Below are 12,102 nucleotides of genomic sequence, written 5' to 3' on the forward strand. Positions count from 1 at the left end.
AAAAGTAATTATGTATGATTTTTCAATTTTTGTAGGTAGATTCCAGCCTTTTCATAGAGGACATTTACATAATATATTAACAGCTCTTAAGCATAGTGAAAAAATTATTATAAATATAGGTAGCTCTTTTAATGCTCCAAGTATTAAAAATCCTTTTTCATTTAAACAAAGAAAACAAATGATTGAGTCTGATTTAAAAATTGCTGGTATTGATCTGTCAAGAGTTGAAATAGAGCCTCTAGCAGATTTTTTTTATCAAGAATCTAAGTGGGAAGCATCATTGCGTGAGAATGTAAGAAAGCATGTTGATGGAAATAAAACAGTTGCTATTGTAGGATATATAAAAGATGCTTCAAGTTACTATATAAATAGTTTTCCTGAATGGGATTATATAGCCGTTGATAATTATAAAAATTATAATGCTACAGAGTTTAGAGAAGCTTTCTATCTGGGTGATATTTTATCACACTATATGTGTAGTAAAAGTATACATGAGGGAAGCTATAAATTTTTAAATAGTTTTATGAAAACTAAAAAATATGAAAATTTAGTTGCAGAGAATAGTTATGTGACTGACTATAAAAAGTCGTGGCAAAAAGCACCATATAAGCCAAATTTAGTTACAGTTGATGCTATGGTCGTAGTTAATGACCATATACTTCTAATGCGTAGGAAGAATTTTCCTGGAAGGAATCTTTGGGCTTTGCCAGGAGGTTTTTTAGAGTGTGATGAGGTTATCTCTCAAGCTATAATGAGAGAGCTGTTCGAGGAGACGAATATTTGTTTAACAACTAAACAGTTGGCTGTAGCAAGACAGGCCGAGGTTGTTTTTGATTATCCAGAACGCTCTGTTAGAGGGAGAACAATTAGTCATACAGGTTTGTTTATATTTGATAAATGGCCTAAATTACCACAAATTAAGGCAGCAGATGATGCAAATGATGCTAAATGGTTTTCTATAAGCTCAATTATTAATAACATGTATGATAGAATGCTAGAAGACCATTATCAAATCATTACAGTCCTTTTAGAAGAGAGATATAAGAAAGTGTAGGGAGATTTTTACTATGAGTTTATCGGTTGTGATTTTAGCTGCTGGAAAAGGTTCGAGAATGAATTCGAATAAGCCTAAAGTTTTGCAAACTTTAGCGGCAAAGCCGCTTATAGAACATGTTGTTAATTCAGTTGAAAAACTAAAGCCTGATAATATTGTAGTTGTTACAGGGCATCTTAGAGAGCAGGTTGAAGAATTTCTTGAGGGTAGAAATATTACATTTGTACATCAGCAGAAGCAACTAGGTACAGGCCATGCTGTTCTAAAGGCATTACCTGTTTTAAAAGATCAAAAAGTACTTATATTATATGGAGATGTTCCTTTAATCTCAGCAGAGGTGTTAGAAAATCTGGTGAATACCACAAATATTGATGATTTAGGGGTATTAACTGCATTTATAGATAATCCAATAGGATTAGGGCGTATTATAAGAGATAGATTTGGCGCTGTGATAGGTATTGTTGAAGAAAAGGATGCTAATGATATTCAGCGGCAAATAAAAGAAATAAATACGGGAATATATTGTGCACATAAGTCTTTATTGGATAAATGGCTACCTGATTTAACTGATGATAATGTTCAAAAAGAGTATTATTTAACAGATATTGTTAAATTTGCTAAAGCTGATGTAATATCAATAAATGTAACACACCCTATTAATGAATTTGAGATTTTAGGAGTTAACGATAGGGCGCAATTGGCTAGTCTTGAGAGAGTTTGGCAGAGAACTATAGCTGATAAGATTATGGAAAGTGGTGTGAGTATTGCTGATCCCAGTAGATTTGATGTTCGTGGTAATTTGAACGTAGGTAAAGACTGTTGGATAGATATTAATGTAATAGTTGAGGGTAATGTTAAAATTGGAGATGATGTTGTAATCGGAGCTAATTGTATCTTAAAAAATTGTATTATAGAAAATAATGTAAAGATTAAAGCTAATAGTATAGTTGATGGATCCGTAGTCCGTACGGGAGCTATGGTTGGTCCTTTTGCACGTATAAGGCCAGGTAGCGATATTAAAGAGCAAGCAGTTGTTGGGAATTTTGTTGAAATAAAAAAGTCTGTGCTTGGTAAAGGGTCTAAAGCTTCTCATCTTGCATATATAGGAGATAGTGAGATTGGTCAAAAATGTAATATAGGCGCTGGTGTAATTACTTGTAATTATGATGGTGTTAATAAACATAAAACTATAATAGAAGATTATGCATTTATTGGATCGGACTCTCAACTAGTTGCTCCTGTGACTATTGGCCAAGGAGCAACGATAGGGGCTGGTTCAACTATTGCTAAAGATGTTCCTGCTGATAATTTGGCAATTTCAAGAGCGCGTCAGCGTCATATAAATGGCTGGGAGAAACCAGCCAAAAAAGTGAAATAATAATTTTTATATCAAATATGAAATTTCAAGGAAAATAATATATGTGTGGAATAGTTGGTGCTAATTCATCAAGAAATGTTACAAATATTTTGATTGAAGGATTGAAAAAACTTGAGTATCGTGGTTACGATTCAGCTGGATTGGCGTTGCTTAATAAGCAATGCCAAATAGAGGTATGTAAAGAAGTTGGTAAAGTTATTGAGCTTGAAAAATCGATTCAATCTTTGCCAGATTTTAAAGGCAATATTGGTATTGCTCATACAAGATGGGCTACACATGGCAAGCCATCTAAGGAAAATTCTCACCCCCACTCCTCAACAAATTTCTGTATTGTTCATAATGGCGTAATAGAAAATTTTGCTGAATTAAAAAAAGCTCTGATAGCGGATGGTTATATATTCAAATCAGATACTGATACAGAAGTTATTGCGCACCTATTGGATAGTAAATGGAATAATCAGTCTACTATAGTTAGCAATATAAAAAATATTATAAGCTTATTGAAAGGAGCTTATGCTTTAGCCATTATATCACCAAAATTTGCTGATAAAATTGTTGCTGTAAGATCTGGGTCACCATTGGTTATAGGTCTAGGAATTGATGAGAATTTTATTTCATCTGATGCCTTATCATTATTGCCAGTAACGAATAAATTCTCATATCTAGAAGAGGGTGATATTGCTATAGTATCGAAAGAAAAAATAGAAGTTTTTGATCATCAATGCGTGCCAAAAAGATTAGAAGTTGAAGAGTATAATTATTCATCGTTAAGTGTTACAAAAGATGGATATAAGCATTATATGCTTAAAGAGATTTATGAGCAGCCTGAAGCTATTTCAAATACTGTTTTAGCTTCATTAGAAGATGGTGAAATTTCGTTACATTCTTTTGATAAAAAGGCGATTAAGATATTTGAAAATGTTAAGCATATCTCTATAGTTGCTTGTGGAACTAGTTATAATGCAGGTATGACGGCTAAATACTGGTTAGAAAAATATACAAATATTCCATGTAGTGTTGAAATAGCAAGTGAGCTTAGATATCGGGATAATGTTGTCGTTGAAGGTTCTTTATTTTTGAGTATATCGCAATCTGGAGAGACTGCTGATACATTGGAGTCATTGAGAAAAAGCAAAAAGCAAGGCTATGCTGGAAGTATGTGTATATGTAATGTCCCTAATAGCTCGTTAGTCAGGGAGTCAGATATCGCATTTATGACAAAAGCTGGAGTTGAGATAGGTGTTGCCTCTACTAAGGCTTTTACTACGCAGTTAGTGGCATTAGCAATGTTTACTTTGGTTATAGCAAAACTTAGAAAGACACTATCAAGTAAAGAAGTTTTGAAATATACGTTAGAGTTGCAAAATATAAGAGCTTTGGTTATGGGAGCTTTAAAATTAGATGCTGAGATAGATGAAATTAGTGAATATTTTTCTGATAAGGAGCATACTTTATTTTTAGGTAGAGGACTATATTATCCAATAGCTATAGAGGGAGCATTGAAGTTAAAAGAAATTTCTTATATTCATGCTGAAGCATATCCATCTGGAGAGTTAAAACATGGTCCGCTAGCGTTAGTTGATAAAAATATGCCAATTGTAGCGATAGTGTCTAATGATAATCTTTTAGATAAGACATTATCAAACCTTCAGGAAGTCCATGCTCGAGGAGGTAAGTTAATTCTATTTGTTGATAAGGCAATCAGAGAGCGAGTTAATTTTGATAATAGTATTGTTTTGGAAATTGATACGGGATATGATTTTAGTGCACCTATTGTATTTACGATTCCTCTTCAGCTTTTATCATATCATGTCGCTATAATTAAGGGGACTGATGTTGACCAGCCAAGGAATTTGGCTAAATCTGTGACAGTTGAATAATACTGTATTTACATGTTGGGCTGTCTACTGTTTTATTTTAGCTTTTAAGTTAAAAATTTTGTTTAATAGACTTAGGTAAAATAAGGTTTTTTTACAAAATTAAATTGTGAGGATGAATGTTTATATGGATTTTTATATTGAATTCTCTGATGGAGATATTGATCTTAGGATAATGCAAAAAAGTGATTTTAAAGCATTGTTTGAGATCGCTAAAGATCCTGCTATATGGGATCAGCATGATGATCCTACTAGATGTACACTTTATGGGTTTAAAAAATATTTTTATGGTGGAATAAGCAATCCTGAAAATTGTTATTTAATTTTTTATAAAAATGAATTGGTAGGTTCAACTAGGTATTATGAGTATAACGCTAAAGATTCATCACTAAAAATAGGCTATACATTTTATGCTAAAAAATGTTGGGGAACACCTTTAAATAGAAGAGTTAAGAAAATAATGTTAGATTATATTTTCAACTTTGTTGAAAGTGTTTTTTTTGATGTTTGGTATGAGAATGCACGCTCACAAAAAGCAGTAGAAAAGCTGGGAGCTAAGTTCTTTAAGCACGATAAAACAAGGGATAGGTGTGTTTTTAGGCTTAAAAAAGTTGAGTGGTATAAATAGAAATAGGATTGCTTATATTTATACTTTAAACTATACCATTGACCCAACAGTAATAATTTAAACATTATAACTACCTAATGATTCCTCTATACATAAAAAGAAAAAATCCATAACCATAAAATACAAATATCTTCAATATTCACATTTTAAAAAAATATCTTAATTTACGCACATTAATTCAACAGTTTATTTAAGTGTTTCAACTATAAAGCATTGAATTGCATGTATTAATAAATTATTAACTTTGTAGTATATATATAGTTAATCCGATAGTTATTTGACAATAATGTTATAATATTTAGAAAAAATGTCATCATATAGCCAAGATTTCAGAGATATCGTAATAACTAAATATAAAGAAGGCCTAACAGACAAAGAGCTAAGTAATTTTTTTAATATAGATATCCGTACTACTAGATCTTGGATAAACTTATATGAGACAACTGGTGATTATAAATCTAAGCAAGGCTTGGGTTGCGGTAGAGTAGCAACCTTTACAGATAAGGAAGCGATAGAAAGCTACTTAAGAACATATCCAGATGCAATGGCTTTAGATATTAGAGAAGCATTAGCTCCTGAAATACCTAGAAGCACATTTTATGATTGTCTTACCAGACTTGGTTTTAGTTTTTAAAAAAGACACCTAAATATAAGCAAAGAAAAGAACAAGATAGGCAAAGTTTTATAGAGGTTGTTGAGACTATTGAACCTAACAAACTTGTATATTTAGATGAAATGGGTATGGATAATAAACAGTCTGTACTAAGAGGATGGTCTCTTGTTGGTAAACCTAGCTATGGTGAAGTTATTGCTTATCAAACTCAGAGAAAAAGTATAGTTGCTGGTTATAACTATTTAGAAAAGAAGATTATAGCACCGCTAGAGTATACTGGATATACAGATACTCAAATTTTTAATCAGTGGTTTGAAGAGCATTTATGTCCTGAGTTAATTCCAAAGACTACTGTTGTTATGGATAATGCTAGTTTTCATAAGTCTCCTAAATTGGCTAAAATAGCAGAGAAGTTTGATATACAGATACTATACCTTCCTGCTTATTCTCCTGATTTAAATCCTATAGAAAAAATTTGGGCCAATTTTAAAAGAATTTTAAGAAAAGTAAATAATTCTTTTGATAATTTATCTGATGCTATTACTCACGTCTTTAGCACAATATTATCAGATTAACTATACCTTGCGATAGAATCGTTCCCCCATATGAATATTATTCACAAAAATACCGCTATATCAGTGAATTATCTTTTATTGATTATAAATCTTTGATGTTTAAACATCTGGCTAATATCCAAGTGGCAAGCCTTGTTAGTACTAATGAAACATTTCCAGGCCATAAGGTAATAGGACATACAAGTAATATAATGAAACAGGAAAGTACTTTACTTTTACGGCAGGCATTTAAGGAAATTCAAAGTTATAAGTCTAATATAGGTTATAAAGATTTTTCATCTATAGTGACAGAAGATTTTATTATATGTAATTATTGTAAGTATAAGAATATTAAGGTTGAAAATAAATTAAATTGTATTAATTGTCATAGCTCTTTAAATAAACAAAATACTGATAAGAGGCTTATAAGTAAAGAAACTATTCTTGATTTTATTAACTCTATGAATAATAGTAAGGAGTTTAATTATACAAATATAGAATCTGTATCCTTAATTTATAAAAATATGAATAGTAATAAAAAACTATATTTAGATTTATTGGATAATATAGTTGGTTTAGATAGTAACCAAAAAAATAAATTATTGGGCTTTATTCAAAATTATAACTACTATTGTGATCTTTAGTAAGTGGTGAATATAGTCCATCTAGAGCTATAGAGAGCTAATCATCAGAGCTATAATTGTTCTAGTTTTTATGTTATAAATATAGTTTTCCTAGTAAGCCATATTCAATATTTTAAAGTTAACTATCTAAATAAAATATTACCGAATAAAATTAGGAACACTTAATAAAATCTATGTTAATTTCAAGTTCATGAGGTTATATTTATGAGTTACTAAATGTGTTTCATAAAAATTAAAATATTTTTTCTATAATTAATTAAATAGTTGTAGTATCTGTTATGTCATTAGTGATAAAGTAAGCAAAACAGTTTAGATATAGTTAATCTGATAATATTGTGCTAAAGACGTGAGTAATAGCATCAGATAAATTATCAAAAGAATTATTTACTTTTCTTAAAATTCTTTTAAAATTGGCCCAAATTTTTTCTATAGGATTTAAATCAGGAGAATAAGCAGGAAGGTATAGTATCTGTATATCAAACTTCTCTGCTATTTTAGCCAATTTAGGAGACTTATGAAAACTAGCATTATCCATAACAACAGTAGTCTTTGGAATTAACTCAGGACATAAATGCTCTTCAAACCACTGATTAAAAATTTGAGTATCTGTATATCCAGTATACTCTAGCGGTGCTATAATCTTCTTTTCTAAATAGTTATAACCAGCAACTATACTTTTTCTCTGAGTTTGATAAGCAATAACTTCACCATAGCTAGGTTTACCAACAAGAGACCATCCTCTTAGTACAGACTGTTTATTATCCATACCCATTTCATCTAAATATACAAGTTTGTTAGGTTCAATAGTCTCAACAACCTCTATAAAACTTTGCCTATCTTGTTCTTTTCTTTGTTTATATTTAGGTGTCTTTTTTTAAAACTAAAACCAAGTCTGGTAAGACAATCATAAAATGTGCTTCTAGGTATTTCAGGAGCTAATGCTTCTCTAATATCTAAAGCCATTGCATCTGGATATGTTCTTAAGTAGCTTTCTATCGCTTCCTTATCTGTAAAGGTTGCTACTCTACCGCAACCCAAGCCTTGCTTAGATTTATAATCACCAGTTGTCTCGTATAAGTTTATCCAAGATCTAGTAGTACGGATATCTATATTAAAAAAATTACTTAGCTCTTTGTCTGTTAGGCCTTCTTTATATTTAGTTATTACGATATCTCTGAAATCTTGGCTATATGATGACATTTTTTCTAAATATTATAACATTATTGTCAAATAACTATCGGATTAACTATAATTCATCATTTGTTAAATTATTTAAATGTTTGTAAATAGGATACAAGAAACTGTTTTATAGTACGTTTATATGGTAGGGTAAAACCTTTTAAAAATTTCTTTTCCAAGAAATATTAGAAACGGTCAAGAAGATGTTTAAAGCTTTTATTTTAGGTTAAAAATCTGAATGTGTTATTTTACGATTGTGAACAAAAATTTTTGTCATGCTTACATATCAGATAGAGAAATAATGAATTAATACCTACCTGCAATATTGCTATAGATATATTTTACTAGATAGAAAGTTTTATAAAATTTTTACTTAACTAAAAGCTCTTCTTTGAGCAATTCTAGCTCTTTTAACAGCAGCTCTTTTAGCAAGCTTTCTTTTTTCTGTAGGCTTAACGTAATGCTGTCTATCTCTAAGCTCTTGCTTAATACCAGCTTTTTCGCAAGCACGTTTGAAGTTTCTTAGACTTATATCAAAAGGTTTACGTTCATCAACTCTAATACTTGGCATTATAGCACCTCGATATTAATAGCTTCAGGACCTTTTTTACCTTCTTGAGTTTCAAAAGTTACTTGTTGACCTTCTGCTAAAGTTTCACCATTTAGCTTTGAAATGTGTACAAATACATCTTTGCCACCATTTTCAGGAGTTATGAAGCCAAAGCCTTTTTGATCATTGAAGAATTTTACTGTACCTTGTGATTTATTATCCATTTTTATTCTCTTATTTTGTTTATTTAACTCATTTTACTAGCAAGCCTATGCTTACTCGGTTGTAGGAGAATCATAATTTATTAAAACACTAAGACATAAGAAAAAGTGAATTAAGCAACTATAAGATGTCAGATAACTGAAATCCCAATCCTCACGCACTCAATGATAATATAAAAATATAAGAAAAGATAGTCTTGGGTTTATTTTTTAATTAAAGATACATGATGGTAGAGATTTTATGATTCAAAAATATTTTCTATTCTAAGGGATAGGGTAAATTAAGTGCGCAACATAGGCTAAAAAAACATATTATGTTTACTTTATCTGTAAATAGATAGTATTTCTCAAGCTTGGTAAGATATAAAAAAATATAATAATGGAAAAATATTTTTTATATAATGATAATTATCACATCCTTTTATAACATCTATATATTCATTGAGTGATGGTTTATAATTGATGATTAGATTTTTAGAAAGATTTAATGACTATATGAGCGAAATAATTATAAAAACACCTGAAGAAATAGAAAAAATGAGAGTCGCTGGTAAATTAGCATCTGAAGTTTTAGACATGATTACACCTTATGTTAAAGAGGGCGTAACTACAGAGGAACTAGATAAAATATGCCATGATTATATTATTAAAGAGCAGGATGCTTATCCTGCACCACTTAATTATCATGGTTTTCCTAAATCTATATGCACATCAATAAATCATGTCGTCTGCCATGGTATACCTACTAATAAGAAACTAAAAAAAGGTGATATTTTAAATATAGATGTTACTGTTAAAAAAGATGATTATCATGGCGATACAAGTAAGATGTTTGTGATCGGTGAAGCATCTGTTATGGCTAAAAAATTGGTGCAAGTTACATATGAATGTTTGTGGAAAGGTATAGATGTTGTAAAACCGGGTAATCATTTTGGTGATATCGGAGCAGTTATTGAAAATCATGCTAAAAAATTTGGTTATTCAATAGTTGATACTTTTTGTGGTCACGGTATAGGTGTTGATTTTCATGAGCCACCTCATGTGATGCATCATGGTAAGGCAGGGAGTGGAGCTAAGTTTGAAGAAGGTATGATTTTTACAATAGAGCCAATGATTAATATAGGTAAGAGAACAGTTTCAGTTTTAAAAGATGGTTGGACAGCTGTAACTAAAGATAGGTCTCTTTCTGCACAGTGGGAGCATACTATTTTAGTGACAAAAGATGGTTATGAAGTTTTAACTTTACGAACAGAAGAAAAAAAATAAAATGTCAAAACAGGTAACTCAAAAATTAGTTAACCAAAAATGTGATTTACTTAGATCACAGAATGAAGAGGTAACAGTTAATAAGATTAGGAAACTTATTGGTGGTGGAATTTCTATAATTGATTTGGTTGAAAAAGTTACGCTGTATAAACAAGATAAAAAGAAAGCTTTTGCTGAAGCAGAAATTGAGAAAAATCCAGTAGAAAAAAAATCTCAAGACGAATTGTTTGAGATCATACAAAATACACTTAAAGATATTTATATTGGTGAAGTTGATATAGTTTTTCGTCTTCGCAATAGTATAAAAAAATATATTGATAAAGAAATTGCTAATAATTGTAATAAGTTGAAAAATCAGCAAGTTGAACTATCTAACAAAAATGATAGTTTAGAAATATCTAATTTGGTTTTAAATAAACGCCACAAAGAACTTCTAGAAAAATATAATGAACTTAAAGAGGAATCATATAGTTTAAAACAAAATTATAATTCTAAATCCATAAAGTACTTAGAAAAAGAAAAAGCTGAAAAAATGCTTTTGGCATGGGATGATTTTAAAGGAATAAAAGACCAGTTAGCAAGTTTAGGAGGTTATTCTAAAGCCGCAGCATATGATAAAAGAGGTTTGGTTATTATAAAATTTCCAGCTACAGATTTCTTAACGCAAGAATGTAGGGCTGGAGTAAGTAGATATTTAAAGGCGAAAACAACTTTTGACTACAATATACAAGGCTGGGTTCTTTCTGGTTTTAAGGATATATTAAAAACATTAGATTTTTTACGAAGAAATAAATTTGTGTTTTCAAAGGAACTAGAAACAATTGCTTATATGAGGAAGCAAAAGGATTGAATTTATTATTTAGAATTAAGCTTGGTCTTAGATTTTTTGATTTTAATTATATTGTTATCCATAGCTTTCTAAGCTATTATCGAAATTATAGATGAGTTTGTTAAATATTTTAGATTGAGGTTTATATGCGACAGTATATATCTAAAAGGTTAAAATTAATAATCCTGCTTATCGTCTTGATTGTGATTATTAGCGTGGCTTTTATAGCAAAAGATATAATGACTAAAAACCTTGTTAATAAAGACTTACAGTTAGGAGTTTTCTTTGTCAATGGTGAACAAACAGATTCTCCGTATTCTAATAATAGAGAACAGAGTTTTCCAACAAAAGGTCAGACGACCGTTGAACAGCAATCTAAAATTATATACCTAAAGCCTAAAAAAACTAGTAAGCCTAATTTAGTGTTGGTTCCTGGCTTTGGGCTAACTTCAGACTTGTATTTAACTACCCCTGATCAAAGACAAGGTTGGGCTCAGATGTTCTATAGAGACGGTTTCCCAGTGTATTTAATTACCCCTCCAGAGAGATCTGGTTATGTGGATATAAATGCGATCAATGCTTGTTTAATAGGTCAAAAAAAAGTATATGACTGTGATTCATACATAGCTAGTATTGGTAAAACAACATTACAAGCGCCATGGCAAACCTGGGGGTTTGGTCCTAAGTATGGAGTTGCTTTCAAAGATTCTAAATTCCCAGCTTTTCCTCTTGATAAAAACTATATTGGACAATTTGGAGCGTCGCTAGTAGTTTATCAAGGGAAAAGTAATATAGATATAACAGAAGCTGAAGAGATGAATCAGGCTAGTGAAGATGCATTAATTGCTTTACTTAAAAAAATAGGCCCATCTGTATTAATTATTCATTCAGCTGCGGGTGCTTCTGGATATAAGTTAGCAGAAGATCATCCTGAACTTGTTAAAGGTATTGTGGCTATTGAAACTACAATGTGCCCAGAGAATGGTGCAAGCGGAAAGAGTCCATTAGGCAAGATTCCTTTTTTAGGAATATGGGGTGATCATATAGAGGAGAGAGGTAAAGCCGGGAACCATCCCCAACGTTATTTAAGTTGTAAAAAAATGGCTGAAGCTATTCAAAAGCAAGGAAATGCTCCAGCTAGATTTATTAGCTTGCCAGAAGATTTGAGAACTTATGGTAATTCACATATTATGATGCAAGATACTAATAATAGTCAAATAGAGAAAATAATAGTTAAATGGCTAAATAATAATCGTATCATTTTAAATACAAAGTAACTACGAATCCGCACCTAGTATAGAATCAATTG

12 protein-coding genes are annotated in these 12,102 nt (G+C 30.7%); 9 read left to right on the plus strand and 3 right to left on the minus strand.

From position 1 onward, the window contains the following. The first annotated feature begins 10 nt into the window (after positions 1 to 10). From ACR0PV_RS02310 to ACR0PV_RS02335, 6 genes are all read left to right on the plus strand, one after another. Positions 11 to 1,054 carry a bifunctional nicotinamide-nucleotide adenylyltransferase/Nudix hydroxylase gene (locus ACR0PV_RS02310; RefSeq protein ID WP_488173412.1) on the plus strand — a complete coding sequence of 348 codons (1,044 nt, stop codon included), beginning with the start codon at positions 11 to 13 and terminating at the stop codon, positions 1,052 to 1,054. Positions 1,055 to 1,067: 13 nt separating this feature from the next. Continuing rightward, positions 1,068 to 2,432 (plus strand): bifunctional UDP-N-acetylglucosamine diphosphorylase/glucosamine-1-phosphate N-acetyltransferase GlmU, encoded by a 1,365-nt coding sequence (gene glmU / locus ACR0PV_RS02315; RefSeq protein ID WP_488173413.1) that lies wholly within the window; start codon positions 1,068 to 1,070, stop codon positions 2,430 to 2,432. Between the two features lie 41 nt (positions 2,433 to 2,473). Beyond that, entirely contained in the window at positions 2,474 to 4,312 is a 1,839-nt protein-coding gene (glmS, locus tag ACR0PV_RS02320; RefSeq protein WP_488173414.1) for a glutamine--fructose-6-phosphate transaminase (isomerizing), read from the plus strand. Positions 4,313 to 4,436: 124 nt separating this feature from the next. Beyond that, positions 4,437 to 4,937, plus strand: a complete 501-nt coding sequence (locus ACR0PV_RS02325) for a GNAT family N-acetyltransferase (protein ID WP_488173415.1) — start codon at positions 4,437 to 4,439, stop codon at positions 4,935 to 4,937. Between the two features lie 307 nt (positions 4,938 to 5,244). Next, a protein-coding gene (locus ACR0PV_RS02330) for an IS630 family transposase (protein WP_488172153.1) occupies positions 5,245 to 6,125 on the plus strand; the annotation gives its coding sequence in 2 pieces (ribosomal slippage) (positions 5,245 to 5,569 and positions 5,569 to 6,125; 882 coding nt in all). Positions 6,126 to 6,220: 95 nt separating this feature from the next. Then, complete coding sequence (locus tag ACR0PV_RS02335; protein WP_488173416.1) at positions 6,221 to 6,748, plus strand: hypothetical protein; 528 nt, start codon at positions 6,221 to 6,223, stop codon at positions 6,746 to 6,748. A gap of 319 nt (positions 6,749 to 7,067) precedes the next feature. Here the strand turns inward: ACR0PV_RS02335 and ACR0PV_RS02340 are convergent. The 3 genes from ACR0PV_RS02340 to ACR0PV_RS02350 form a co-directional block, all read right to left on the minus strand. Continuing rightward, positions 7,068 to 7,948 (minus strand): IS630 family transposase gene (locus tag ACR0PV_RS02340; RefSeq protein WP_488172194.1). Its coding sequence is split into 2 segments (ribosomal slippage): positions 7,068 to 7,624 and positions 7,624 to 7,948, totalling 882 coding nucleotides; the frame shifts between segments, so codons are not numbered across the junction. A 352-nt stretch (positions 7,949 to 8,300) separates the two neighbouring features. Beyond that, positions 8,301 to 8,498 (minus strand): 30S ribosomal protein S21, encoded by a 198-nt coding sequence (rpsU, locus tag ACR0PV_RS02345; RefSeq protein WP_488173417.1) that lies wholly within the window; start codon positions 8,496 to 8,498, stop codon positions 8,301 to 8,303. After that, entirely contained in the window at positions 8,498 to 8,701 is a 204-nt protein-coding gene (locus tag ACR0PV_RS02350; RefSeq protein WP_488173418.1) for a cold-shock protein, read from the minus strand. Before ACR0PV_RS02350 ends, rpsU begins: the two co-directional genes overlap by 1 nt. A 492-nt stretch (positions 8,702 to 9,193) precedes the next feature. On the opposite strand from ACR0PV_RS02350, the gene map reads away from it, so the two are divergent. From map to ACR0PV_RS02365, 3 genes are all read left to right on the plus strand, one after another. Continuing rightward, positions 9,194 to 9,964 (plus strand): type I methionyl aminopeptidase, encoded by a 771-nt coding sequence (gene map, locus ACR0PV_RS02355; RefSeq protein WP_488173419.1) that lies wholly within the window; start codon positions 9,194 to 9,196, stop codon positions 9,962 to 9,964. Between the two features lies 1 nt (position 9,965). Continuing rightward, positions 9,966 to 10,814, plus strand: coding sequence for a hypothetical protein (locus tag ACR0PV_RS02360; RefSeq protein ID WP_488173420.1), 849 nt, complete (start codon positions 9,966 to 9,968; stop codon positions 10,812 to 10,814). A 125-nt stretch (positions 10,815 to 10,939) separates the two neighbouring features. Next, positions 10,940 to 12,070 carry an alpha/beta hydrolase family protein gene (locus ACR0PV_RS02365; RefSeq protein WP_488173421.1) on the plus strand — a complete coding sequence of 377 codons (1,131 nt, stop codon included), beginning with the start codon at positions 10,940 to 10,942 and terminating at the stop codon, positions 12,068 to 12,070. The last annotated feature ends 32 nt before the right edge of the window (positions 12,071 to 12,102 follow it).

It is taken from the genome of Francisella sp. AG1 (assembly GCF_057683165.1).